27 protein-coding genes are annotated in these 23807 nt (G+C 57.4%); 3 read left to right on the top strand and 24 right to left on the bottom strand.

All coding sequences use genetic code 11. From position 1 onward, the window contains the following. Positions 1-239: 239 nt before the first annotated feature. Positions 240-1427 carry an MFS transporter gene (locus KQI82_RS13350; RefSeq protein WP_216633211.1) on the bottom strand — a complete coding sequence of 396 codons (1188 nt, stop codon included), beginning with the start codon at positions 1425-1427 and terminating at the stop codon, positions 240-242. A gap of 25 nt (positions 1428-1452) precedes the next feature. Beyond that, a complete protein-coding gene (locus tag KQI82_RS13355; RefSeq protein WP_216633212.1) occupies positions 1453-2424 on the bottom strand; it encodes an ornithine cyclodeaminase family protein in 972 nt (323 codons plus the stop codon). A 395-nt stretch (positions 2425-2819) separates the two neighbouring features. Between KQI82_RS13355 and KQI82_RS13360 the strand changes: the two genes are divergently transcribed. Beyond that, positions 2820-3767 (top strand): alpha/beta fold hydrolase, encoded by a 948-nt coding sequence (locus KQI82_RS13360; protein ID WP_216633213.1) that lies wholly within the window; start codon positions 2820-2822, stop codon positions 3765-3767. Positions 3768-3978: 211 nt separating this feature from the next. Here the strand turns inward: KQI82_RS13360 and KQI82_RS13365 are convergent, their stop codons facing one another. The 9 genes from KQI82_RS13365 to KQI82_RS13400 all read right to left on the bottom strand — a co-directional run bounded on the left by KQI82_RS13365 (position 3979) and on the right by KQI82_RS13400 (position 11574). Next, positions 3979-4737: a DUF3169 family protein gene (locus KQI82_RS13365; protein ID WP_216633214.1), complete on the bottom strand. Its 759-nt coding sequence runs from the start codon at positions 4735-4737 to the stop codon at positions 3979-3981. 3 nt (positions 4738-4740) lie between these two features. After that, positions 4741-4944, bottom strand: coding sequence for a helix-turn-helix transcriptional regulator (locus tag KQI82_RS13370; RefSeq protein WP_216633215.1), 204 nt, complete (start codon positions 4942-4944; stop codon positions 4741-4743). Between the two features lie 165 nt (positions 4945-5109). Then, positions 5110-5577, bottom strand: coding sequence for a TipAS antibiotic-recognition domain-containing protein (locus tag KQI82_RS13375; protein WP_241426716.1), 468 nt, complete (start codon positions 5575-5577; stop codon positions 5110-5112). After that, positions 5493-5708, bottom strand: coding sequence for a MerR family DNA-binding transcriptional regulator (locus KQI82_RS15715; RefSeq protein ID WP_338148983.1), 216 nt, complete (start codon positions 5706-5708; stop codon positions 5493-5495). Before KQI82_RS15715 ends, KQI82_RS13375 begins: the two co-directional genes overlap by 85 nt. 206 nt (positions 5709-5914) lie before the next feature. After that, positions 5915-7333, bottom strand: a complete 1419-nt coding sequence (locus tag KQI82_RS13380; RefSeq protein ID WP_216633216.1) for a spore germination protein — start codon at positions 7331-7333, stop codon at positions 5915-5917. Between the two features lie 99 nt (positions 7334-7432). Next, positions 7433-7765: a zinc-ribbon domain-containing protein gene (locus KQI82_RS13385; RefSeq protein ID WP_216633217.1), complete on the bottom strand. Its 333-nt coding sequence runs from the start codon at positions 7763-7765 to the stop codon at positions 7433-7435. Positions 7766-8031: 266 nt separating this feature from the next. Further along, positions 8032-9444 (bottom strand): GNAT family N-acetyltransferase, encoded by a 1413-nt coding sequence (locus KQI82_RS13390; RefSeq protein WP_241426717.1) that lies wholly within the window; start codon positions 9442-9444, stop codon positions 8032-8034. 415 nt (positions 9445-9859) lie between these two features. After that, a complete protein-coding gene (locus KQI82_RS13395; RefSeq protein WP_216633218.1) occupies positions 9860-10645 on the bottom strand; it encodes an alpha/beta hydrolase in 786 nt (261 codons plus the stop codon). A gap of 89 nt (positions 10646-10734) precedes the next feature. Then, complete coding sequence (locus tag KQI82_RS13400) at positions 10735-11574, bottom strand: DegV family protein (RefSeq protein WP_216633219.1); 840 nt, start codon at positions 11572-11574, stop codon at positions 10735-10737. Positions 11575-11745: 171 nt separating this feature from the next. Here KQI82_RS13400 and KQI82_RS13405 point away from each other — a divergent pair, with 171 nt between their 5' ends. After that, entirely contained in the window at positions 11746-12216 is a 471-nt protein-coding gene (locus KQI82_RS13405; RefSeq protein ID WP_216633220.1) for a MarR family winged helix-turn-helix transcriptional regulator, read from the top strand. Positions 12217-12263: 47 nt separating this feature from the next. On the opposite strand, the gene KQI82_RS13410 is transcribed toward KQI82_RS13405, so the two are convergent. The 8 genes from KQI82_RS13410 to KQI82_RS13445 all read right to left on the bottom strand — a co-directional run bounded on the left by KQI82_RS13410 (position 12264) and on the right by KQI82_RS13445 (position 19443). Continuing rightward, positions 12264-13910, bottom strand: coding sequence for a sensor histidine kinase (locus KQI82_RS13410; protein WP_216633221.1), 1647 nt, complete (start codon positions 13908-13910; stop codon positions 12264-12266). Then, positions 13907-14575 (bottom strand): response regulator transcription factor, encoded by a 669-nt coding sequence (locus tag KQI82_RS13415; RefSeq protein WP_216633722.1) that lies wholly within the window; start codon positions 14573-14575, stop codon positions 13907-13909. Before KQI82_RS13415 ends, KQI82_RS13410 begins: the two co-directional genes overlap by 4 nt. A 37-nt stretch (positions 14576-14612) precedes the next feature. Then, positions 14613-15266 (bottom strand): HD domain-containing protein, encoded by a 654-nt coding sequence (locus tag KQI82_RS13420; protein ID WP_216633222.1) that lies wholly within the window; start codon positions 15264-15266, stop codon positions 14613-14615. A gap of 40 nt (positions 15267-15306) precedes the next feature. Continuing rightward, positions 15307-15951: a phosphate signaling complex protein PhoU gene (phoU, locus tag KQI82_RS13425; RefSeq protein ID WP_216633223.1), complete on the bottom strand. Its 645-nt coding sequence runs from the start codon at positions 15949-15951 to the stop codon at positions 15307-15309. Then, the gene (gene pstB / locus KQI82_RS13430) at positions 15951-16706 is read right to left on the bottom strand and encodes a phosphate ABC transporter ATP-binding protein PstB (RefSeq protein ID WP_216633224.1); all 756 of its coding nucleotides are present in this window, start codon (positions 16704-16706) and stop codon (positions 15951-15953) included. The genes phoU and pstB overlap by 1 nt, the downstream gene beginning before the upstream one ends. A gap of 6 nt (positions 16707-16712) precedes the next feature. Then, complete coding sequence (pstA, locus tag KQI82_RS13435) at positions 16713-17570, bottom strand: phosphate ABC transporter permease PstA (protein ID WP_216633225.1); 858 nt, start codon at positions 17568-17570, stop codon at positions 16713-16715. Continuing rightward, positions 17567-18397 (bottom strand): phosphate ABC transporter permease subunit PstC, encoded by an 831-nt coding sequence (gene pstC / locus KQI82_RS13440; protein ID WP_241426879.1) that lies wholly within the window; start codon positions 18395-18397, stop codon positions 17567-17569. Before pstC ends, pstA begins: the two co-directional genes overlap by 4 nt. Positions 18398-18507: 110 nt before the next feature. Further along, positions 18508-19443 (bottom strand): substrate-binding domain-containing protein, encoded by a 936-nt coding sequence (locus KQI82_RS13445; protein WP_216633227.1) that lies wholly within the window; start codon positions 19441-19443, stop codon positions 18508-18510. Positions 19444-19725: 282 nt separating this feature from the next. On the opposite strand from KQI82_RS13445, the gene rd reads away from it, so the two are divergent. Beyond that, complete coding sequence (gene rd, locus KQI82_RS13450) at positions 19726-19884, top strand: rubredoxin (RefSeq protein ID WP_216633228.1); 159 nt, start codon at positions 19726-19728, stop codon at positions 19882-19884. A gap of 57 nt (positions 19885-19941) precedes the next feature. Here the strand turns inward: rd and KQI82_RS13455 are convergent, their stop codons facing one another. From KQI82_RS13455 to trmFO, 5 genes are all read right to left on the bottom strand, one after another. Continuing rightward, positions 19942-20127 carry a ferredoxin gene (locus KQI82_RS13455; RefSeq protein ID WP_216633229.1) on the bottom strand — a complete coding sequence of 62 codons (186 nt, stop codon included), beginning with the start codon at positions 20125-20127 and terminating at the stop codon, positions 19942-19944. 233 nt (positions 20128-20360) lie between these two features. Then, a complete protein-coding gene (gene rnc, locus KQI82_RS13460) occupies positions 20361-21035 on the bottom strand; it encodes a ribonuclease III (protein ID WP_216633230.1) in 675 nt (224 codons plus the stop codon). A gap of 56 nt (positions 21036-21091) precedes the next feature. Beyond that, positions 21092-21340, bottom strand: a complete 249-nt coding sequence (gene acpP, locus KQI82_RS13465) for an acyl carrier protein (protein WP_216633231.1) — start codon at positions 21338-21340, stop codon at positions 21092-21094. A 92-nt stretch (positions 21341-21432) separates the two neighbouring features. Beyond that, on the bottom strand, positions 21433-22455 hold the full coding sequence (plsX, locus tag KQI82_RS13470; protein WP_216633232.1) for a phosphate acyltransferase PlsX: 1023 nt from the start codon (positions 22453-22455) through the stop codon (positions 21433-21435). Continuing rightward, positions 22452-23783, bottom strand: coding sequence for a methylenetetrahydrofolate--tRNA-(uracil(54)-C(5))-methyltransferase (FADH(2)-oxidizing) TrmFO (gene trmFO / locus KQI82_RS13475; RefSeq protein WP_216633233.1), 1332 nt, complete (start codon positions 23781-23783; stop codon positions 22452-22454). Before trmFO ends, plsX begins: the two co-directional genes overlap by 4 nt. Between the last annotated feature and the right edge of the window lie 24 nt (positions 23784-23807).

A 23807-nucleotide genomic window follows, 5' to 3' on the forward strand; every position in this document is an offset into this window, starting at 1 on the left:
ATTCTTCATTATTTTTGTAAGGCAGTCCACTCACTGCTCTTTACTGAAGAATAACAAATCATTAATGATTTGTCAATAGTATAAAAAAGTAACCCGACATATTATCTATTTTTTCCATTTTATCCAAAATCTGTAATGCTTTCTTAGCAATCATGCCGAAGATATAACAAAATGATGGAATCTTGATAACAAATGCTCTTGACCCTCCCGAATGTCTTCTGATTAGCCTTGCAACTTTTTCATTGGATATTCTTATTTTCTTTTACTGAAGCAAAAACAATAATCGCTCCTACACATGATAGTGCCGTGCCAATCATCAAAGCTTGGCCAATTCCCCAGAGATCAATGACAATTCCTCCAATCAGACTTGCAAAAATGCTGCTGGCGGTGTAATTGATAGTTACCAGCGACTGGCTCTTCACACGGTCTGTCTCCGGAATCATAAAGTTGGCATAAAAAATGCTTCCCGGATAGAACAGTGCATAAGAGACCAGTTGAAAGGCACTGCCTATATAGATCCACGTCATGCTATGTGCAGTACACATAATGATATTCCGTACAATAAACATGACAGCAGCGAATTTCAATATGACAGAGCAGCTGATTTTTTTCACTAACCAAGGCATCGCCGCAGTCGCAAAAGCCTCCAGAAAAGTAGAAAGAAAAACCGCTTTTCCTACATCATTCTCCGAGCCGCCCACTGGCATCACAATATGAATGAAGAAATTAAAAATAGTAACATGGGCAAAATATATAAAGATACTGGCCAAAATAAAAAGCATGAAGCGCTTATATTTTTTGTAAAACGACCATGTTGATAGTGGCGCTTTTTTTCTCGCTATCTGTTCCATTTTTTGTATGCCCAATTCCCGGCCATAATTGAACAGCACTAAAACTAACAGCAAATTTGCTATCAAATAGACAAAGGGAACATTGCGAGTGCTTGTGCCTTCAATCATTCTACCCACCAAGATCGATGAAAATCCATAGCCAGCGCTGCCAATGCCCCGGGCGATTCCAAAATGAATATATATGCCATAGCTCTCAAAAATGAACGCCAAAGAATTCAGCAAGGGCTGGATGGTCAATAAGCAATATTCCACCAGCATAAATAGGGGCAGCAGAAAGGGCGACCCCTCCGGAAGCGACAGTAATCCCCCTGTGGCAGCCACACTGACCGCCAAAAACACCAGTATCATCCAGCGCACCTTTTGCTCCCGATTTTCATCAGCAGCTGAGGCAATAAAGGGTTGGGTTAGCAATGTCAAGGCACCGACCACTGAAAAGGATATGCCAATTACAGAGTTGGAGCAGCCCTTTTCCAACAAATAACTGGAGGCAAACACTGTAATGACACTGTAGGAACAGAGGTAAAGCGCCATTGCCAGGACGTATTGGACATTCATGCTTCGCAGTTTCTTTCCCACAGAGTCGCCTCGTTTCGCAGGCATCTTATTCCCAAGCGGTACCGCAGCCCTTGGCTTTGGCCCGCTCATAAATAGCTGCCGCCGTCATGATATCCTCAGCAGCAAAACCAACAGTTTCAAACAACAAGTTCTGTTCAGCGCTTGTTCTCCCGTCCATTTTCCCCATCAACACCTGTGCCAAGTCCACCAAATTGTCTTCGCTGATCAATCCCTCCTGCAAGGGGATCATAATGTCACCAGCCTCTTTCAGAACAGCTTCTTTGGAATCACAAAAGATTTTATCTACCATCTTCACTAACTTCGGGTCGATCTCCTGCATATCCGGACGATAGGCACCTACAGCGCTGATGGTCACTCCTGGCTTTATACAGTCAGCAGAAAAAGTCGGTTTTTTAGAGGAGGTGGCAGTTGCAATAATATCTACATCCGTAATGGCTGCATTGCTGTCAGAAAAAGCCAAAAATTTAATATTTGGGAAACTGTTTTGCATCTTCTGTGTTAATGCCTCCGCTCGTTCCAAAGCTACATCCGCAATGTGGATCTCCTCGATCTTACGCACAGTCAGAATTGCCTTGATTTGGGTTTCAGCCTGCCCTCCAGAACCGATCATAGCAGCAATTCGTGCATCCTTTCTTGCTAAGCGGCGAAGAGCCGCCCCGGTAGCGCCGCCAGTGCGCAGCTGAGTGACATAGGTTCCGTCCAAATAAGCCAAGGGTATCCCTGTTTTTCCGTCAAAAAGGATCAGTGATGATGGTGCTGTTGGTAAGTGTTTATCGAAATTTCCCGGAAAGATATTGACCGCTTTTAAAATAGCATATCCTTTGGCCTCCATATATGCAGGCATGAATAAAAAGTTTCCACCAGATGTCAGAATCACTGTTCTTAGCGGTGATTCAACATTTCCCTTCAAATTTTCTATAAATGCAGTCTCAACTGACTCTATCGCATCTCTCATGGAAAAGCACAGTTCAATTTCCTTCCGATTCAACAGCAGCATAGTTTCCTCCTCTTTTATTTCATCAATATTAATTAATTATTACTCGTAATTGATGAATTATAGCTAACATTTTATATGCGCCAATCTTATGTGTCAAGGTGTTTTTTCGATTACACAGTGCATGTCGGGTTATATTAGTAGTTGCGAAATAATTGGACAGTGGACCGCTGAGTCTTTGAGCACTATACTTAAAAGTGTATAATTTAACGTCGTGAGGCGTCTTTTTTACCGGATTTTTAGTACAATCAATCTCTTTAAGACCTTCTTAGCAGGAGCTAAGCCTGACGGGTTTCCAAAACCATCTTGTGAAAAAAAGGCTCCTATGGTAAAGTGGAGTATATCAGTCCGCCCCGGTTGGACAGGCGGTTTGAAGTAATTTATTAAAGTGGCAGACCATGAGTCGATTGGAAGAGGAGTACGTCTCAATCAACGGCATTGAACAGTTTTTGCTGCACTACCCCAAAGCACCCGGCACCCCGATCCTGCTGTATCTCCACGGCGGCCCCGGCAGCGTCGAATCGCTGTTTGCGTACGAGCTGGACAACGCGTGGGGCGATCTGTTCACCCATGTGCATTGGGATCAGCGCGGCGCGGGCAAAACCCTCCGCAGAAACAAGAGAGCCGGTCTGCCCAAGACAGTGGATCAAATGCTGGATGATTTGCACGGCGTGATAGGGCATTTGCAGCGCAAGTACGGGATTAAACAGGTGGTCCTCTTAGGTCATTCCTGGGGCAGCCTGCTGGGCAGCCTGTATGTGTTCCGGCATCCTGAAACCGTCTTGGCATACATCGGCGCAGGACAGGTCGTCAGTATGCTGGAGAACGAGCGGACCGCGTATCAGGAAACGCTGGCAATGGCTCAAAAGGCGGGAAACCAGGCGCATCTCCGGACACTGGAAAAGATGGGGGAGTATCCCCCCGGCGACCCGGAGCTGCTGCTGAAGCTCCTGCCGAAAATGCGGAAAATTCAGGAAGCTTATGACAATGGCCCGGTCTCGGGTTCCGGTCTGGGTGATCTGCTCCACACCCTACGGCACAGCCCATCCTTTCAATGGGGCGATTTGATCAGTTTTATGCAAATCATGAAAGTGAATCACCCCCTCCACCTGGAAATGCTGTCCTTCAACCTCCGTGAGTTCCCACCCCATTATAAAGTGCCGGTTCACTACATTCTTGGAGAAATGGATACCATCACTTCAACGTCTCTTGGCAAAGCGTATTTTGATACGATCGACGCTCCTTACAAAACAATCACCACGATTCCGGGAGCGGGCCACAATCTCATGCATGAACGGCCCGGTGAATTTGCCGCTGCGCTTCGTGCTGTGCGGCAGACACTGTAGATGCATGCGCCGCCGCGCAAAGTCAAGGACCGTTGGGACAGCATCTTGTGGGCCAGCGCCGCTCCGGGAGTGGATTCCAGGGCTCCTCCAATTCAGCTGCGAACCGAGCCTGCGAAAGGACAATAGGAGCGAATGGGCCGCCTCCAATGCATTGGAGGCGGCCCTTCTTTCGTTTCCCGCAATTCAGTTTCGATTATTTCAGCCGCATCTCTCACTTTCCCCGCCCCATACGGACGCACTCCAGCAGATAGCTCACCTGCAGCACGCCCCAGATCACCGTCAGCACGAACACCGGCATCAGCCCGAAGTCAAAGAGAAAGCTGCCAAATACAAGCATCATCCAGAGAAAGATGCAGGCACTGCTGGTGGTCCGGAAGGCACGGTAAGCGGCCTGGCCGATCTGCGCGCGCTCCGCCTCGTCACAGCTTGAAAACCACTTCTTCTGAAATTTCATATCATATACGCTGCCCTGCTTCTCCGGGTTCATGGCGCGGGTCAGGTCCACCGCCTTCTGCTGGATCACCACCACAATGGCGCAGGAGAGGATAAACCAGCCCACCACCGCCAAATTGGACCCAGTTCCCCGAAGGCAGATGCTGCCCGCGGCCATGAGAAAGAAGTCCAGGATCATTGTGACCTGGCCCAGCAGCATCGTCCAGTTCAGCTCCTGATCGACTCTGTCCATGACCGCCTCATCCTCGCCGTCCCAGATTGCAGCCTGCTTTCTGGCCAAACGATATTTTCCCCAGGCGGCGCCTAACAGCACCACGGAGATCACCGGGATAGCCCAGGGCGTCACGGTGCGCCAAAACACTTCCAGCCAGGCGCTAATCGCCTCGGGAAGTCCCACATCCCCGGCAATGCCAATGCCAAACCCCAGCACACCGCCAAAGGCAGCGGCAAGAACGACCACCAATATGAATTTGGGGAACGCCTTTTTATTCTCCTGTTTTACACGATTCATCTCCATTGCTCAATCCTCCTGATATGAAAAAATATCCTCTACCGCTGCGCCGCAGACCCCGGCGATCTTCAGCGCCAGCGTCACCGACGGGGAATAGTCTCCCCGCTCAATCTGGCTGATGGTTTGGCGGGAAACTCCCACCAACGCCCCCATCTCCTGCTGATTCACTCCAAGCCGGGCCCGATGCTCTTTGAGCCGATTATAGAGCGGCATTTTTATTCTCCTCTCTGCCAATCTTTCTTGTCGATATGACAACTTTAATTGTCATTCATACTATACCACTGACAACTATCCTTGTCAATAGGGCGGCAAAACTTTATTTTGAAAGGCTTGGACGACAGCAGCTGCCATCCAAGCCCCGTCCGCAGCGGGCGCCCGTCACCGTCGGTAAAACGCTTCGATGGCCCGGGCGAAGAACTCCGCCGTCCCGTCTCCGTACCGCGCATCCACAGCCTGCCGGGTCCGCTCGTCCCGGTAGAAACGGGCCTGGGCCAGCATAAGTCCTTTCTCCTCCTTTGCCTGAGAGATGGTCTTCATGACAAGTGCATATGCCCCAATGAGCCTCTGGACCGCAGGAGAGGTGAGACCACAGTCCCGCTTTTTGCTCAGCTTTTGCTGGAGCTTCTCCAACTGATCTTTACAGCGCCCGGCATCTTCGGTACTGATCGGATTCTTTACGGCGGAGAGATATGCCTCTTTTCCCCCGTACCACTCCACCAACTCCGCGTACTGCCGCTGCATATCCGCTGAGGACAGGGCCGCTATGTAGTGCTCCTTCCACTGTTCCACACCGCCGAATTCCCGGATGGAACACTGCCTGATGGATTCAGGCATTCGGCCGAACATGGTCTGGAACAGCTCTGGCGGTATCCCGCCCCGCTTCTCTCCGTGGGCACAAGCAGCCCGATCTCATCATAATAGTGAAGCGTCCGCGCACTGATCCCCGTGCGCCCTGCCATCTCTTTGACCGTCATCATTTTCCTTGCCTCCTTTGCACTGAGTTTAAACCATCACGCCCCGTGAAGGTCAAGGCCTTTTTACCCTTTTTATGCGCTTTGCGATCCATGCAGAAACGTACCCTCTCCAGTCTCCGCCCTCCACGCCTCACCTGCTCACCGGGCGGAGTGAACCGGCTGCGGCGGCACAGCGTTTCAGCTGTGCCGCCGCAGGGAATTTGATTTAGTTACGTGTTTTTCCGGCTGATTGGCCGGCGTATGAGCAGACCGCGCATGGCCTTCCAGTTGAAGGGAATCAGGGGGTAGAGATACCCGGGTCCCACCAGGGGCTTGGTGGTGGCCATCAGCACCAGGGCGCCCAGAATGCCAAGGCCAAAGCCCCACCACTCAAAGAGGGCGATCAAAACAAGGAGTACAAGCCGAATGAGCTTGAAGGCATAGCCCAATTCAAAGCTGGGCTGGGCAAAGGTCGCAATGGATACAAAGGCCATATAGACCAGCACCTCTGGCACCAGCCAGCGGGCCTGGACCGCAAAGTCGCCCAGGATCAGAGCTCCCAACATGGAGAAGGAGTTGGCCAGCGAGCTTGGGGTATTGAGGGAGGCTAACTTCAGAATGTCCACCAAAAACTCCACGATGACCAGCTGCAGCAGCAGAGGCACACCGCTGGGCTCCTCCACTTTCAGGAAGGCCAGGTACTGGGGAAGGTCCGCCGGATGGCTGGCCAGCAGATACCACACCGGCGTGATGATCAGGGACAGCAAAAACACCATGAACCGCACCAGCCGCAGGTAGGATCCGATCAGAGGCGGAAAATAGAAGTCGTTGGCCTCCTGGACAAAATCGAAAAACGTGGTGGGCAGAATCATCACCGACGGAGAGTTGTCCACCAGCAGGAGGATCTCTCCCTCCATCACACTGGCGGCCGCCGCATCTGGCCGCTCCGTATAGCGTACCTTGGGAAAGGGGTTGTACCACTGGGGCGCCATCATGGCCTCCGCCACGCTCTCCTGGCCCATGGAGATGGAATTCACATCAAGATTGGTCACTTTCTTCCGGACCTGCTCCAGCAGCTTTTTGTCCACCCGGTCCTCCAGGTAGCAGAGGACAATGTCCGTTTTGGACCGGCCGCCCACCTTGTGGTTTTCCATGGTCAGCCGCGGATCCCGGATCCGGCGGCGGATCAGAGCCGTGTTGTGCAGCAGCGTCTCCACAAAGCCGTCGTGAGAGCCCCGGAGCACCTTGCCGTCCGCCGGCTCCTCCACGCTGCGGACCGGATACTTTTTCGCGTCGATCAGCGCCGCGCCGCGCACCCCATCCATGATCAGCAGAGTCTTGCCCAGCAGCACCGACGTGACAATGTCTTCATAGGAGAAGCTGACGTTCACCTCGCAGAAGGTAACGAACCCGTCTGCAAATTCCTGCATCTCTTTGATATCCCGCACCCGTTCCGGCGATATATTCAGCCAGAAGGAGCCCATCCGCTCCAGCACCGCGTCTTCCCCGTAGCCGTCCAACACCCAGACCCGAACCCGGCGGCCGCCGATGATAAAGTCTCTTGAAACCATATCGTAGTTGCGCCCCACACCAAGAAGCTGATCAAAAATTTTCTGGTTGGCGGCAAAATCCTGTGACAGCTGTTCCATCCGATCCCTCCCATTCAGGATTAGTATGGAATCTCTCACAGGAATTATACAAAAAAGGCGGCGCCCAAAGACGCCGCCTTTCTCTGATCTCTATGGGGATCAGTCCTTCAGATCCCTTTGGAAGCATACCTGGCCGTCCTTGCCGTACAGCGCCGCATCAAACCCGGCGTCAGACAGCAGCTGCGCCATATGTACGGCCTCCTCCAGCGCCCCGGTGGTGTACACCACCTCCGGCATGGCATTCAGCACCTGGGCCGCACGGTCGGCGGTATACCCACAGACCTCCCGCAGGGCGGCCACCGCTGTGGCGGCGCTGCTGTGGCGGCCCTGTACCGTCACTTTGTACTCCTCCGGTACATAGCCGCAGATAGGGCAGGCCTGCACTGCATCCGGAATCTCTTTGCCACATTTCGGACAGTTGTTCATAGCCATGATACCACCTCATCCTATTAGATTACTGCAAGTATACCACACTTTCCCTGCAAATAGCAATCCGAAGCTTTGAAATCTCACTTACTTTTCAAGATATCCCAGTCCGGTTTCCGATTCCTCCGTCAAATCAGTTCGCGTCCGGACGGCAAAGGCCCCTGAGCGGTTACGATTTTGTCTCCTTTCGATATCAGTGAAGCTCCCGGTCATCAACCAAATGTGGAGCAGCGCAAAATAAAGATGCCGCCGTATGTTGCGGCGGCATCTGCTCAGACCACTTTCTGGAAGTAATAAAATGTGTCGTCCTGTCCGTTGGGCCGCATGCAGGAGGCCAGCATCTTCCGGGAGGCCTCATTCTCATGGAAGCATTTCGCCACAATCCGCGCCAGGTGGACCTTGTAGAGCCCCCACTCCGCCACGGCGGTGAAGGCCTCTGTTCCGTAGCCATGGCCTGCGTACTCCGGCGCAATGCGGCACCCAAGCTCCGCGCCGCCCCGGTAGTCGAACCGGTACAAAATGGCCTCGCCGATCATCTTCCCCTCCAGGCGCACGGCAAAGTTGACGGCTCTGCGCTTTTCAAAGTCCGCCTGGGCGATGCGCAGGAAGCTGTCTTCACACAGTTCGCCCTCCACGCCGGCGGGGTCGTCATAGCCCCACCAGCGGTTCCGGTCCCGGTCCATGCACAGCTTGTAGTAGGGCTCCGCATCCTCCTGCGTGATGGCGGACAGCGTCAGCCGCTGTGTCCGCAGCTCCGGAATCTGAGGCACATGGATCAGCTCGTTGGCCGGCTCAAAACAGTATTTCGGCGCAAGCTTCACCGGCAGGTACTGCAGCTTGGAGGTTCGCAGCCCCCGGTCGGCGGCATCGTCCTCCCGGTTGATATAGCGGGCCCGCTCGCTGTAGCGCGCGCCGTCGGAAAATGCCTGGGCAAAGGCCTGCACCGTGGCGGGGTAAACCCCCTCATAGCCGTAGAGCGCCTTCTCGATGTGGACGATCAGCGTATCCCCGCAGCGTTCCCCTAAGGCAAGAGAGATCAGGCGCCCGTTCAGCTCCATGCCTCCGGCGCAGAACCAGGGCTTCCCGGCAAGAGCCATGGTCCGTTTGGCATAGCGCAGCTCGCTTTTCGCCTTCTTGTCGTCCTTGGTGAACACCGCGTCGTAGTCCGCCCAAAATCCGTCGATGAGGGCAGAGTCGTCATGCGTCAGCACCCGAAACACGGCGTCGGGACAGGCGGCGCGGAATTTGTTGATGTGATTGCGCTGGCCGGAGTACTTCCGCCCGGCAAAGGTGCCAAGAGCATCCGCATCATAGAGATAGTCCCGCCAGGTCCGCAGGTTGCTGATCTTCACATAGGGATAGCGGGTCATCAGCCCCGCCGCCTTGCAGTCCGGCACCACGGAGATCACCGGAGCGATCCCCTGCTCCAGGCACCAGGTTTCAATGGCCGTCAGCGCCGCATCCTCATCCCCCTCCGGGCCGGGCACCGGATAATCGAACACAGTCTGGCCCTGGTGGAGGTTTTTCACAATCAGGCAGCCCGCCTCTTCCGCATACATGGGGTGGAGTTCATCCCGCCACATCATTTTGGTTCCAACCGAGTATTCGCACAGCCCATAAGAGCAGTTGCGGTAATATCTGCGGAGCTTGGCTCCGTCACTGTTCGTTACCTTCTTAAATATCAAAATAGTGCACCTTTTTCTTTCTATATTGCGCTTATAAGCGATCTTCTGATCAACCGGCTTTCGCTTTCAGCGGACCGCCGTCTGATTGGTCTATCATACCACAGAACCGAAGCTCCCCGAAGATGCAGCTGCAACAGTTATAAAAAGCAGCGCTCCGGCGAAGGTCTCCTTTTCCATAGCATCCCGCATCCGGGGCGGAATATGCCTGCCGCCCTTCATGTGATGCACGCGGGTATCCTCTCATAAGACCGTTTTGCTTCAGGAGCCATTATACCTCCGGTGTTGCATTCCGGCAAGTCAAATCCCGCTTTTTTCCCTGATTTTTCCTTGAAATCGCCCAATTTGCAGTTCAGCGGCAGGGATTCCGCCCCGCTGCTTCAACGCACCGGCCCGGTGCGGATAGGTCGGCAGCGCCTCAGTCCACAGTATCCCGGAGCACATCGTCCAAAAAGGCGCGCATGCGCGCGAAATCCGCCCTGGCCTGGTTCCCTCCCGCCAGGACATAGCAGTGGCCCTTGCCCGGGGCCACCGTGAGCTCACACCGGCCGCCCGCGTCTATAATCCCCTGACAAAGCCGCTCAGCGTCGGAGCGCAGCAGCTCCTCCCCACCGGCGAAGAGCAGCGCTGGTGGCAGGCCGGCAAGACCGCCGAAGAGGGGGGAAATGGCCCGCAGCTCCAGTTTCCCGCCATATTGTTCCGCCCACCGCGCCAGATCCTCTCCGGATAAGAAGCCGTCGAATCCCCCGCAAGTGCGGGTCAGATCCACCCAAGGCGACAGGGCTATCCACCCCGCGGGCAGTGGAAGTCCACTGTCCCGCAGCCGCTGGCAAAGGGCCAGCGCCAATCCGCCGCCGGAGGAGTCGCCCACAAAGGCGGTTTTCTCCGGCGCCGTCCCCTCCCGCCAAAGCGCAAGGCAGGCCGCCTCCGCATCCTCTGCCGCGGCGGGGCAGGGATGCTCCGGCGCCAGACGGTAGTCCACGCAGCGGACGCACCGTCCGGTCTGCCCGGCTATCAGGCCGGCCACCGACTCCATGTAGGCTCCATCACCGGAGACGAATCCCCCGCCGTGGAGGTAGAGCAGGGTTCCTGTCCCCGATTTGCCGCCCGGCCGGAAATACCGGTCGCGCGCCCGCCTCTGGTTCAGCCGCTCCAGCCGCCGGGCCACCGCCTGCTGGCGGTTTTGCAGCGTCTCACTCTCCATTCCTCTTCCCCCTGTCTACCTCTATTATATGCCGGGGAAGCGCCCCGTCAAGATGAAAAACGGGCCGCGGAATCCGCAGCCCGTTTCCTCTATTTTTCCCGCTCAATATAGGCCATGCCGTAGCAGCCCGGCCCGGCGTGGGTGCCGATCACGGCGCCCAACTCATCCATAACGCTGTTTTCAATGTGAAAGGCCCTGCAGCACTTTTCCCGGTAGGCCGCCGCCGTCTCCAGCGCGTGGGAATGGGCAAAGGCCACGGGATACTGGTGGTCGATCAGATGGTGGTTCACAAAGCTGGTGGTGAACTCCAGGATTTTCTGTTTCCCCTTGACCTTCCCGATGGACTCCAGTTTCCCGTTTTCAAGGGAGACCACCGGAGAAATGCCAAGCATGGTCCCTAAGACGGCGGTGGAGGCGGGAATCCGGCCGCCCATCTTCAGATACTTCAGGGTGTTGACAAAGGCCACGAATCGGACCCGCTTTTTCAGCGATTCGATTTCCCTTGCGATCTCCCCGGCGCCCAGGCCCCGCGCCCGCATGGCGGCGGCCTGCCGGACCAGCAGCCCCAGGCCAACCGTCGCATTCAGCGAATCCACCAGATGGATCTGCCTGCCGCCTAACATCTCCTTTGCAATGCAGGCGGACTGGAACGTGCCGCTGAGCTTTGAGGAGAGAAAGATGCCCACAATCTCGTCCTCCCGGTTTTCCTCAAACACGTCGCAAAACTCCGCCGGATTGACCTGCGCGGTCTTGGGCAGCACCTTGACACTGGCCTGCTTCTCGTAAAAAGCCTCCTTGCTGATCTCCACGCCATCGCGGTAGATGCCGTCTTCAAAGATCACGCTGAGGGGGACCACCTCGACATTCAGCTCCTGCTGGGTTTTGAATTCCAAATCACAGGTGCTGTCGGTAATGATTCTGACTCCCATGGATACCTCCGTTGTCTGCCGCCGCGTTCAGCGCGCAGGTACTTTGATTATCAAACGATCTATCCCATCATATCAGGAAATTGAAAAAAATCAAGATATTTTGATTGACAAACAAATATTTTTTTGGTTTAATCAGACTGTGATTTTATGGGTAAGCGGGAGGTGAGGCGCGTGGACCAGTTTGAAACCGAATGCAATGACTTCCTGGTCAACGTGTTCGGCAGCATTTTGAAGGCGGAGGAGGAGATGATCCGCCGCAACCACGACGCGGACATCACCATCAGCGAGCTCCATCTGATCGCCGCGGTGGGCCGCCGTCCTGAAGGCTGCACCGTCAGCGAGCTGGCCGCGGCGCTGGATATCACCGCCTCCTCCGTCACCATCGCGGCCAACAAGCTGATGGCCAAGGAGTGCCTGCGCAAGCGGAAAAGTGAAAGCGACGGGCGCTCGGTCCGCCTCACGCTGACGCCCCGGGGCAAAAAGTTGTGCGCCTACCACGACAGCTTTCATCAGAAAATGGTGCAGGCCGTGTCCTCCCATCTGAATCCGGAGGAAAAGGCCGCGTTGATATCCAGCATGGAAAAGCTCAGCGCCTTTTTTGAAATAAAACACTTCCGCGCCCTTTTGGACGGGGAAACTTAAAAAGCGCGGGACCGCAGATGCGGTCCCGCGCCTTCCTATTTTTGAGGCTATCCTTTGAAGTGCAGCGTGAACGTGCTGCCCCGGCCCACCTCGCTCTCCACCTCCACGGACGCACCCAAGTAGAGGGCGCCGTGCTTAACAATGGAGAGGCCCAGTCCGGTCCCCTTGCTGCTGCGGCTTTTGTCCACCCGGTAAAACCGCTCAAAAATGCGGCTTTGCTGGTCCTTGGGGATGCCGGCGCCGGTGTCGCTGACCGTGACTCTGGCGCCGCCCGCCTCCTTGCGCACCTCTACGGTGACGCTGCCGCCGGGGTGGTTGTAGGCCACGGCGTTGTCGCAGAGGTTATAAAGCATCTCCTCCACGATCTGTCCCACGCCCGGCACCGCCGCGTCCTCGCCCTCCACCTGGAAGGAGACCTGGGCGCGCCGGGCCGCGTCGGAGAGCTGCCGCGCCACCGACCGGCTTAAGGCCAGCAGCTCCACCTCTTCCCACTTGGCGCCGCTGTCGCCCTCGTCCAGGCGGCTGAGCTTGATGATGTCCCCCACCATATCGATGAGCCGCTGGGTCTCCTTTCGGATGTTCCCTGCAAAGTGGCCCACATCCTCGCTCTTCACCATGCCGTTTTCAATAATCTCCGCCGTGCCAAGGATGGAGGTCAGCGGCGTTTTCAGCTCATGTGACACGTTGGCGGTAAACTCGCGGCGCAGCGTCTCCCGCTGCTCCTTTTCCGTCACGTCTAAAATCACCAGCACCGCGCCGGCGACCTGCTCGCCCTCCCGCACGGGATTGGCAATGAGCTGCTCCACCCGGCCGTCCTTTTCCATGCGCTGCTCGCAGCGCTGGCCGTCCAGGGCGGATTCCACGGCGGAGCGCACCGCCCAGCTGCGGTTCAGGGTCAGGATGCTGACGCCGTCCGGCGCCTGGGCCTCCAGCAGCCGCAGCGCCGCGGAATTATAGGACAGGATGTTGGTGTTTCGGTCAACGATCAAAAAGCCCTCGCTCATGTTCTCCGTAATGGCGGTGAACTCCTTCTGGCGGCGGCGCAGCTCCTCCATCTGTCTGCCGATCACCTCGTTCTGACTGCGGATCCGGCCTAAGAGGGGAGCCAGCTCGTCATAGCACTCCCCCTCCTCCGGATGCTGAAGGTCCAGGGCGTTGATGGGCCGGATGATCTTCTGGGACAGCCGGGACGCCAGGAACAGTCCAAGGATCAGAGCTGCCAGCAGGATGAACATGGCCGGCTGAAGCACTTGCAGCAGCAACACCCACACAGTGTACTTCTGGCTGGACACCCGCAGCACCGTGTTGTCGGAGAGGCGCTGGGCATAGTAGATGGCCTGCTGGGATAATGTGTCGGAATAGCGGGAGGACGTACCCGTTCCGCTCTCCATCGCCTGCCGGATTTCCTCCCGGCCGGCGTGGTTTTCCATGGCGGAGGCGTCCTCCCGGTTGTCATAAAGTACGCTTCCGTCAGAGTCGACCCAGGTGATGCGGCTGTTTCCGGGCTTCAGGCTCCGCAGATAGGTCTCTCCCTGCGCTATCACGCCCTGGGCAATGTATCCGGTCTCCGTGGCCAGCTCCGTCTCCAGCCGGGCGGTGAAATACTCATAGAGCACGCCCATGATCAGCGCCGTGGAGGCCAGCAGCACCGCCACGGAGGAGAGGACGATGGAGCGAAAAATTCGTTTTGTCATGTGCCTTCCCCTATTTTGTATCCAAATCCCCGGACGGTCTCAATGTACGCGCCGCACTCTTTCAGCTTCTGGCGCAATGTGCGGATATGTACATCCACCGTGCGGGTTTCTCCGTCAAAGTCATATCCCCAGACCCGGTCGATGAGCTGGGCCCGGGTAAAGACCACACCCCGGTTCTCCACCAGCAGACAGAGAATCTGGAACTCCTTCTGGGTCAGCACCACGTCTTCCCCATCTACCCGGATCACGTGCTTTTCCGGACAAAGGTATAAGCTGCCCAGCCGGTACTCCCCCGGCGCCTTTTCCGTCCGCCGGAGGAGGGCCCTGATCCGGGACAGCAGCTCCAGCATACCAAAGGGCTTGGCCACATAGTCGTCGGCCCCGGCGTCCAGCCCCACCACCTTGTCGTACTCCGTCCCCTTGGCCGTAAGCAGGATGATTGGTGTTTTCTCCGTGGCAGGGGCGGCGCGCAGCCGCTTGAGGATGTGGAGTCCATCCTCCTCAGGCAGCATCAAATCCAGAATCACCAGGGAGGGAGCCTTGTTCTCCACGGCCTTCCAGAACTGGGAGGGCAGGCCGAATCCGGCGGCCTCCATCCCCTGGCTCTTCAGCGTATAAATTACAAAATCCCGGATGCTGTCGTCGTCTTCCACCAGGTAGATCAATGACAAGTCCCCTTCCGTTTGAATCTTTTTTACGGCTTCAAATCAGCTGCTGGCCGTTGATCATCAGCTTAAACTGCAGCCCTAACTTCTCCGCGGCTTTGCGGCAGAGAATCATGCGCTGCATAAAAATCTCAAAGTAGTCCATCAGCGAGCCGTAGCGGGTATCCACGCGCAGCCGCAGCCAGATGTAGGGCTGCTCGATCTCCAGCCGTGACTCCTCCACCGAGTAGTTCACCCGGTCGTGGATGTCAAACTGGGCCGGATCAGTGGCCCGGACGCGGCTTCTGCGCACGTCCGACTTATCCGCTAAGATCAGCGCCGCCGCCACGGCGTTGACCGCCACGCCGGTCCCCTCGTCGTGGTTCCCGATGGCGGTGACAATGGTGGCGATCTCCTCCGGCGGACAGTCCATGTGATCCAAAATGCGAAAGGCCATCACAGCCCCGCTCTGGGAGTGGTCCGCCCGGTTGACCAGGTTCCCGATATCGTGCAGGTATCCGGCGATCCGCGCAAGCTCCACCTCCCGGGCGCTATAGCCCAGCGTCTCAAGGATATAGCGGGCCGTCTCGGCCACCTTGGTCACGTGGGCAAAGCTGTGCTCCGTAAAGCCAAGGGCCGCCAAGGACTCATCCGCCCGCTCAATATACGTGCGGATCTCCTTGCTGTTTTTTACCTCTTCAAAGCTCAGCATGGGAAACTCCTCCTCTTTGCGGCGGAGTTTTCCCGCCGCCTTAACTTTTGGGATGGGTCCCGGTGAGGGAATACTCCACCCACTCGGCGATGTTGGTGGCGTGATCACCGATGCGTTCCAGGTATTTGGCCACCATCAGCAAATCCAGCCCCAACTCCCCCTTGGAGCTGTCAGCGGAAATCAGATCGATCAGCTCTCGCTTGACCTCCAGAAACAAAGCGTCCACCTTGTCGTCCTCGTCGCACACCGCCCGGGCCAGGCTCAGGTCCTTGTGGACAAAGGAGTCCACGCTGTCCGTCACCATGGAGATGGTGGCGCGGGCCATGTCGCCGATGTGCAGCCGGCTGGAGGCGGATACCATGTTCACATACCGGGTCAGCTCGGCGATGTCCTCCGCCTGGTCGCCGATGCGCTCCATGTCGGAGATCATCTTCAGTGCCGAGGAAATCACACGCAGATCCCGGGCCACGGGCTGCTGCTGCAAAAGGAGCTTCATGCAAAGGGACTCAATGGCCCGCTCCTTGTCGTCGATTTCCTGCTCGGCGGCCTTGGCAGCCTCGGCCAGGGCTTCATCACCGTCCAAAAGCGCCTTGGCAGCCGCGGAGATTGCCTCCTCGCACAGGGCCCCCATCCGGATCAGCTCCACATTCAACAGTTCCAACTGCTGGTCAAACTTGCTCCTCATTATCCAAACCTCCCCGTGATGTAATCTTCGGTCCGTTTGTCCTGGGGCACAGAGAACAGTTTTTCCGTCTCCCCGAACTCGACCACCTCTCCCAGGAGGAAAAAGGCGGTGCGGTCGGAAATACGGGCGGCCTGCTGCATGTTGTGGGTCACCATGACAATAGTGTAATCCTTTTTCAGCTCCAAGGCAAGGTCTTCTATCTTGGACGTGGAGATCGGGTCCAGGGCGGAGGTGGGTTCATCCATCAGCAGCACCTCCGGCTGCACGGCCAGGGCCCGGGCGATGCACAGGCGCTGCTGCTGGCCGCCGGAAAGGCCCAGCGCGCTCTTTTTCAACCTGTCCTTCAGCTCATCCCAGATAGCGGCCGAACGGAGGGAATTCTCTACAATCTCATCCAGCTTCACCCGGGAGCGGATACCGTGGGTGCGGGGGCCGTAGGCGATGTTGTCGTAGACGCTCATTGGAAAGGGGTTGGGCTTTTGAAACACCATGCCCACACGCTTGCGCAGGGACGGCACATCCATGGAGCCGTAGATGTCCTCGCCGTCCAACTTCACGGTGCCGGTGATGCGGCAGCCCTCCACCAGGTCATTCATGCGGTTGAGGGTCTTCAAAAGCGTGGACTTGCCGCAGCCGGAGGGGCCGATGAACGCGGTGACCTCGTTGGCGCGGATGTCCATATCAATGCCCTTGAGGGCTTTGAAGTCATGATAATAAAGCTCCAGATTCCGAATGGAGAGTTTAAAATTATCCAAAAGGAGTCACCTCTCTACTTTCTTGGCGGCGTAAGATGCCAGGGCGTTGATCCCCACCACCAGGATCAGGAGAACCACGCCGGTGGCATAGGCGGCCTCCATGTGCAGTCCCTCATTCCACAGCGCATACATGTGGATAGCCAGGGTCCGGCCGGAGGAAGTCAGTCCCGCCACGCCGGTGTCCGTGCCGGAGGTAAAGATCAGCGCCGCCGTCTCACCCACAATGCGGCCGATGGCCAGGATGACCCCGGAGGCAATTCCGGGCATGGCGGAGGGCAGCACAATACGCCATACCGTCCTCAGCCGTCCGGCTCCCAGTCCGAAGCTTCCCTCCCGGTAGAGGTCCGGCACCGCTACCAGCGCCTCCTCCGTGGTGCGCATGATGGTGGGCAGCACCATGATGGACAGCGTCAGGATGCCAGAGAGCAGGGAATAGCCGAACTTCAGGGCAATGGTGAACATCAGATAGCCGAACAGGCCATAGACAATGGAAGGAATGCCGGCCAGGGTCTCCGTGGTCAGACGCACCAGACGCACGAGTCGGCTGCCCCGCTTGGCGTACTCTGCCAGGTAGATGGCGGAGCCCACGCCAAGGGGCACTGCGAACAGGAGGGAGATCAGCGTCACGGTGATGGTGTTGAGAATGGCCGGCAGCATAGAGCAGTTGTCGGAGGTGTATTTCCGGGCAAAGAGCTCCGGCTTCAGATTGGGCACACCCTTGATCAGGATGTACACCACCAGGGATATCAGGATCAATACGGTGATTGCTGCCGAAATGCAGACAAGCGCCCTTAACAGTTTGGAACCGGTGTGTCGTGCCGGCCGGCTCTCAGGTGCTGCAACAGACGCGGCGGAAGTTGTCATTGCGCCTCTCCTTTCCGCTTCAGACAGGAGAAGCACAGGTTGATCAGCATAATGAAGATGAACAGCACCACACCGGTGGCAAAGAGGGCCTGGCGGTGGAGGTCCTGGGCATAGCCCATTTCAATGACGATATTGGCCGTCATGGTGCGCACGCCCTTGAGAAGGCCTGAGGGCATGGCGGTCTGGTTGCCCGCCACCATGATGACCGCCATGGTCTCGCCGATGGCGCGTCCCACGCCCAGCACCACCGCGGCCAGCACTCCGGACTTGGCCGCCGGCAGCACGGTTGCAAATACCGCCCGCTCATGGGTGGCGCCCAGGGCCAGCGCGCCCTCATAGTAGTTCTCCGGCACGGCCCGCAGCGCTGCTTCCGACACGCCGATCACGGTGGGCAGAATCATGATGCCCAAAAGGACCGACGCGGTCAGCATGCTCTTTCCACCGCCGCCGAAAATGGTTTTCATCAGGGGCACCAGGGCCATCAGGCCGAAAAAGCCGTAGACGATGGAGGGAATGCCGGCCAGCAGGTCCACCGCCGGCTTAATGATCCGATGGAGCCGGGGCGGACAGAAGCGGGCCATAAAAACGGCTGTCAGCAGCCCCAGGGGCACGCCCACCAGGATGGCGCCGGCGGTGACATAGACGCTGCCTAAAATCATGGGGGCGATGCCGTACAGCCCGTTTCCCGGCTTCCAGGTCGTGCCGAACAGGAACTGGACAAGGCCAATTTCCCGGATTGCCGGAAAGCCGCTCTGAAACAGGAAGATACAGATCAGCGCTACTGCCAGAATGGACACGCAGGCCGTCAGCAGGAATACAAATCGCATCACGGTTTCCCGGATTGCTGTGTGCTTCAAAGGATGATTCCCCCTTTTCCGGTGGTTCATAGAAAGGCGCAGGAGGGGCAAGTCTTTCCCCTCCTGCGGCCGTTCGCGATTTAGGCAACCTCGCTCCAGTCGGTGGTTTCACCGGTGAAGATGGAGCAGACCTGCTCGCTGGTGAGACCGTCGATGGGGTTTTCGTTGTTGACCACAACCGCAATGCCGTCCATTGCGATGACGGTGGCGGTCAGGCCGGCTCCGGTCTCGCTGTCCTTCAGCTCACGGGAGGCCATGCCGATGTCGCACAGGCCCTCGGCGGCGGAGGTCATGCCGGTGGTGGAATCGCTGGTCTGGAGCTCAATGGTGGCGTTGGGGTTCACAGCAGCGTAGGCTTCCTTCAGCTTTTCCATCAGGGGGCTGACGGAGGAGGAGCCGGCCACGGAGATGTTGCCGGAGGGCTGGGTGCTGGTAAAGGCGCCGTTGTTGCCCTGGCTGATGCAGCCCTCATTTTCCACCACCTTCTGTCCGTCTTCGCTCATGATGAAGTTGATGAAATCCTGAGCGACCTCGGAGACATCGCCTTTGGTGGCAATGTTGAAGGGTCTTGCGACCTTGTAGCTGCCGTCCTTGACATTTTCCACGGTGGCCTCGGCGCCGTCGATCCGCAGAGCCTTGACATCCTTGTTCAGGGAGGCCATGGACACGTAGCCGATGGCATACTCGTTGCCGCTGACCGTGGTGAGCATGACGGCGGTGGAATTGGTGATTTCAGCCTGGTCGGTGGTCATGTCCACCTTGTTGCCGTCGGCGTCTTTCTGCTCAACGCCAAGCAGCTCGATGAATGCGCCCCGGGTGCCGGAGCCGTCTTCACGGGAAATGACAGAGATGGAACCGCTGAATGTATCGGAGCCGCCGGTGCTGCCGGAGCCGGAAACCGCGCCGGAACCGCCGGCGCTGCCGGAGCCGCCGGACGCCGCGCCATTGTCGCCGCAGCCGGCAAGCAGAGCCATCACCATGGCCAGTGCAAGCAGAACAGAACCTAACTTTTTCATCAGAACATTAACTCCTTTTGTTTTCATTTATGATTTCCTCTTTGGACTGTCCTTAGTATAAAAGATCAAAAATAAAATCCGTTACCTGTGTTTTGTAAAATCTGTGTAAAGCAAAATTTTCTTTGTAAAATGCCTGGTTTTACAATGTTCCGTGTGTAAATTTTGTCCACTTACACATACTTTTTTGCAAACAAGTTGCAAAAGCAACAGCGGTTTCCCCTGAGATATGCTATATTCTTTAAAAAGAACGACAATTCTACAATAAAAGCAGGAGGAATTCAGATGAAAAAGTATATCTGTGAGCTGTGCGGCTATGAGTACGATCCCGCGGTGGGCGATCCTGACAACGGCGTTGCGCCGGGCACTGCGTTTGAATCCCTGCCGGAGGATTGGGTATGTCCCCTGTGCGGCGCACCCAAATCCGATTTTAAAGAGGCCTGATCTTCACTCCATTCATTTTGTGAAAGCGCCGGGGAGAGTTCCCCGGCGCTTTCCACTTTATTTGGACACTTCGATGACGCTGACCGGGCAGTTGGACGCGGCTTCCTCCACTGCGTCCATCTGGTCCTGCTGAGGCTCCTGGACCACTTCGGCCTGTCCGAAGTCGCCCAACTGGAACACCTCCGGGCAGGTGGCGGCACACAAGCCGCAGCCGATGCATCCGGGTATGATTTTCACTTCCATAAGCTCTCCTCCTTTGCTCTTCATCAGTGTTTTCCAAAGCTGAAAAAATATACATCCCTCTTCACGGCCTCCATTGCCCTGTGAAGAGTCCGCCGGTTTCAAAATGCGCTTGAGCTATGGGAACTGTTCCCGGGGCGTGGGACGCCGGATGCGTTCTGCTCAGGCCGGCGCAAAAAACAGGGCAGCATGGTAAATTCCATGCTGCCCTGCTTCCATCGTGTTCTTCAGTCTTTTTACTCTTCCAGTGCGTTCAGCGCGGCTTTGGCGGCTGCCTGCTCCGCTTCCTTTTTACTGTGTCCGCTGCCGCAGCCCACCACCTGCTCGTTGAGCAGCACCTCCGCGGAGAAGGTCTTGTCGTGATCCGGACCCTCCTCGCCGGCCATCCGGTAAAGGAGCGCCTGGTCGGGCTTGCGCTGGACCAGTTCCTGAAGCGCGGTCTTGTAGTCCCTGCGCTTCTCCACTTCCTCCTGTTCCCGTTTCAGCAGCACCCGGTGGATAAGCTGGGAGGCGGCGCTGATGCCGCCGTCCAGATAGACCGCCGCGAACACAGCCTCCATGGCGTCGGCCAGGATGGAGGCCCGGGTGCGGCCGCCGCCGCTCTCCTCCCCACGCCCCAATTTCAGATGCGCGCCCAAATCGATGGACTGAGCCACCTCATAGAGGCTCTGCTCACAGACCAAGGCGGCCCGGATCCGGGTCAGGTCTCCTTCCGGCAGGTCCGGGTTGGTGCAGAACAGAAACTCCGCCGTCACAAATCCCAGCACAGAGTCTCCCAAAAACTCCAGCCGCTCATTGCTGCACATGCCGGAGCCCCGGTGTTCGTTGGCGTAGGAGCTGTGATTCAGGGCCTCCGCCAGCAATGCCTGATTTTGAAATGTGTAGCCCAGTTTTTTCTCCAGACTCTTCACGCCATTCCCTCTTTTCCCGAAAAGGACACCCCGCTGCTGCGCGGGGTGTTCCGTTCTTACTTATTCAACTTGCTGGTGAGATAGCGAACGGTGTCACCCACAGTTTTCAGAGCGGTCAGCTCTTCTTCCTGGATCTCGCCGATATCGAATTCTTCTTCAATTGCCATGACCAGTTCCACCAGGTCCACGGAATCGGCGCCCAGATCCTCCTCAAAGGAAGAATCCATGGTCACAGTCTCCGCCTCTACGGCAAACTGCTCCGCAATCAGGCCCTGCAGCTTTTTCAGAATCTCTTCCGGTGTCATCGTGTTCACTCCCTTCCTAAGGTCAATGGGGAAATCTTTCCTGAAAATAATACGGCAATGTCTCTGAGCTGTCAATAGATATTCCGGCGAAATTATGATTTTTCCACCCGCATCAGCTCCACATCCCGCTCCACATCGCCGATGAAGCCGCTTTGAACAAAGTCCCTTGCCTGACGGACGGCATTGCAGATGGCAAGGGCGTCGGAGGCTCCGTGGGCCTTGATGACCGGCTTGGAGATGCCAAGGAAGGGCGTTCCGCCCACCTCGCTGGGGTTGAGCATATCCTTGAACTCGTTGATGCACTCCTTCATCAGCACGGCGGCGACCTTGGTGGAGGCACTGCGGGCAAACATGCCCTTCATGGTCTCATAGAGGAACTTTCCCGTGCCCTCCAGGGATTTGAGCATCACATTGCCGGAAAAGCCGTCGGCCACTATGACGTCCGCGCCGCCCATCATGGCGGTGGACCCTTCAATGTTGCCCACAAAGTTCAGCCGCCCTTCGCCGCTCAGCTCCTGTAGCCGGGCAAAGGTGTCCCGGCGCAGCTCATCGCCCTTTTCCGCCTCGGCGCCGATATTGAGAAGCGCCACCCGGGGCCTCTTGATCCCCATGACATGCTGGGCGTAATAGCTGCCTAAGAAGGCGAACTGCACCAGGTACTCCAACGTACACTCGGCGTTCGCGCCGCAGTCGCACAGCACGGCCCTGCCGCCCATCACCGGGACCTGGGGCGCCATGGCGGCCCGGCGGATGCCGCGGATGCGCTTGACCACCAGCGTCGCCCCGGAGAGCAGCGCCCCGGTGGATCCGGCGGACACGAACGCGTCGCCCTTCCCGTCCCTCAGCAGATTCAGCCCCACGGTCAGCGAGGAGTCCTTCTTGACCTTAAAAGCCGTGGCGGGGTCGTCGCTCATCTCCACCACCTCGGTGGCGTTGGCGATCTCCACCCCCTTGGGCAGTTCCTTCCTTCCGCACTCCGAAATGGAGCGCAGCACCGCCTCAGTCCTGCCGGTGAGGATGATCTCCACCCCATATTTTTCATTTGCCTGCAACGCGCCCCGGACAATCTCCAGCGGGGCGTTGTCTCCGCCCATGGCGTCTACGATAATCTTCAAATAGGTTCCTCCTCCGGCATACCTGCTGCCACGGTTTCCCGCAATGTTTCCACAATTTCAAGGGATCGGGCGGAGAGCTCCGCGTTCTTGTTCCGCTTCCCCTTCACCCGATGGTCCAGCGGCGGAATCAGGCCGAAATTGATGTTCATCGGCTGGAAGTCGCGGACCGTCTCATCGCTGATATAGAGCCCCAGCGCGCCGATGGCGGTCTCCCTTGGGAAATCCACCGGCTGAAGGCCCATCAGGCGGCGCGCCGTCTCCACCCCCGCCAAAAAGCCGGAGGCCGCGGACTCCACATAGCCCTCCACACCGGTCATCTGGCCGGCAAAGGAAAGCCGTGGCTCGCTCTTCAGCTGGTAGTACCGGTTCAACAGGCGGGGTGAATCAAGATAGGTGTTGCGGTGCATCACGCCGTAGCGCAAAAAGTCGGCCTCCCGCAGGGCGGGGATCATGGAGAAGACCCGCTTTTGCTCCGGGAACTTCAGATGGGTCTGAAATCCCACCAGGTTGTACACGCTGCCCCGGGCGTTGTCCTTTCGCAGCTGCACCACCGCATAGGGTTCGCTCCCGGTCTTGGGGTCCCGTAGGCCCCTGGGCTTCAGCGGTCCGTAGCGCAGCGTGTCCACACCGCGGCGGGCCATCACCTCCACCGGCATACAGCCCTCAAAAACCTGCTGGTCCTCAAAGCCGTGGACCTCCGCCTCCCGGGCCCGGGTCAGCTCGGCGTGGAAGCTCAGATACTCCTCCTTGTTGAGAGGGCAGTTGATATAGTCCGCTGTCCCCTTATCGTAGCGGGAGGCAAAGAAGGCAGAGTCCATGTCCACGCTCTCAAAGCTGACCAGCGGCGCGGCGGCGTCAAAAAAATGAAGGTCCCGGCCCGGGCCGATCAGTGCCTGAATCGCCTCCGCCAAAGGCTCCGAGGTGAGCGGCCCTGTGGCCACGATCACCTCGCCCTCCGGCAGGGCGGTCACCTCCTCCGCGCAGATCCGGATGTGGGGGTGGGAGCGGATCCGCTCCGTCACCAGGGCGGAAAAGCCCTGCCGGTCCACGGCCAGCGCGCCGCCCGCCGCCACCGCGGTACGGTCGGCGCAGTTGAGAATCAGCGATTCAAGCCGCCTCAGCTCCTCTTTCAACAGCCCCACCGCGTTCTCCAGCCCCGCGCCCCGGAGGGAGTTGGAGCAGCAGAGCTCCGCAAAATCGTCGCTTGTATGGGCAGGGGTTTTCTTAAGCGGCTTCATCTCGCAAAGCGTCACGTCGATTCCCCGCCGGGCCAGCTGCCAGGCCGCTTCACAGCCCGCGAGACCGGCCCCGATTACAGTAACGGTCATAGAATTCGTTCCTTTTGATGCGCC

Source organism: Dysosmobacter acutus (genome assembly GCF_018919205.1).
GTDB classification, from domain to species: domain Bacteria; phylum Bacillota; class Clostridia; order Oscillospirales; family Oscillospiraceae; genus Oscillibacter; species Oscillibacter acutus.

Bases quoted from the DNA above. Each gene is read 5' to 3' on its own strand.
- KQI82_RS13355 (WP_216633212.1), bottom strand. From the start codon at position 2,424: ATGCTGCTGTTGAATCGGAAGGAAATTGAACTGTGCTTTTCCATGAGA.
- KQI82_RS13360 (WP_216633213.1), top strand. From the start codon at position 2,820: ATGAGTCGATTGGAAGAGGAGTACGTCTCAATCAACGGCATTGAACAG.
- KQI82_RS13365 (WP_216633214.1), bottom strand. From the start codon at position 4,737: ATGGAGATGAATCGTGTAAAACAGGAGAATAAAAAGGCGTTCCCCAAA.
- KQI82_RS13370 (WP_216633215.1), bottom strand. From the start codon at position 4,944: ATGCCGCTCTATAATCGGCTCAAAGAGCATCGGGCCCGGCTTGGAGTG.
- KQI82_RS13375 (WP_241426716.1), bottom strand. From the start codon at position 5,577: ATGTTCGGCCGAATGCCTGAATCCATCAGGCAGTGTTCCATCCGGGAA.
- KQI82_RS15715 (WP_338148983.1), bottom strand. From the start codon at position 5,708: ATGATGACGGTCAAAGAGATGGCAGGGCGCACGGGGATCAGTGCGCGG.
- KQI82_RS13380 (WP_216633216.1), bottom strand. From the start codon at position 7,333: ATGGAACAGCTGTCACAGGATTTTGCCGCCAACCAGAAAATTTTTGAT.
- KQI82_RS13385 (WP_216633217.1), bottom strand. From the start codon at position 7,765: ATGGCTATGAACAACTGTCCGAAATGTGGCAAAGAGATTCCGGATGCA.
- KQI82_RS13395 (WP_216633218.1), bottom strand. From the start codon at position 10,645: ATGGAGAGTGAGACGCTGCAAAACCGCCAGCAGGCGGTGGCCCGGCGG.
- KQI82_RS13400 (WP_216633219.1), bottom strand. From the start codon at position 11,574: ATGGGAGTCAGAATCATTACCGACAGCACCTGTGATTTGGAATTCAAA.
- KQI82_RS13410 (WP_216633221.1), bottom strand. From the start codon at position 13,910: ATGACAAAACGAATTTTTCGCTCCATCGTCCTCTCCTCCGTGGCGGTG.
- KQI82_RS13420 (WP_216633222.1), bottom strand. From the start codon at position 15,266: ATGCTGAGCTTTGAAGAGGTAAAAAACAGCAAGGAGATCCGCACGTAT.
- phoU (WP_216633223.1), bottom strand. From the start codon at position 15,951: ATGAGGAGCAAGTTTGACCAGCAGTTGGAACTGTTGAATGTGGAGCTG.
- pstA (WP_216633225.1), bottom strand. From the start codon at position 17,570: ATGACAACTTCCGCCGCGTCTGTTGCAGCACCTGAGAGCCGGCCGGCA.
- pstC (WP_241426879.1), bottom strand. From the start codon at position 18,397: ATGCGATTTGTATTCCTGCTGACGGCCTGCGTGTCCATTCTGGCAGTA.
- KQI82_RS13445 (WP_216633227.1), bottom strand. From the start codon at position 19,443: ATGAAAAAGTTAGGTTCTGTTCTGCTTGCACTGGCCATGGTGATGGCT.
- rd (WP_216633228.1), top strand. From the start codon at position 19,726: ATGAAAAAGTATATCTGTGAGCTGTGCGGCTATGAGTACGATCCCGCG.
- KQI82_RS13455 (WP_216633229.1), bottom strand. From the start codon at position 20,127: ATGGAAGTGAAAATCATACCCGGATGCATCGGCTGCGGCTTGTGTGCC.
- acpP (WP_216633231.1), bottom strand. From the start codon at position 21,340: ATGACACCGGAAGAGATTCTGAAAAAGCTGCAGGGCCTGATTGCGGAG.
- trmFO (WP_216633233.1), bottom strand. From the start codon at position 23,783: ATGACCGTTACTGTAATCGGGGCCGGTCTCGCGGGCTGTGAAGCGGCC.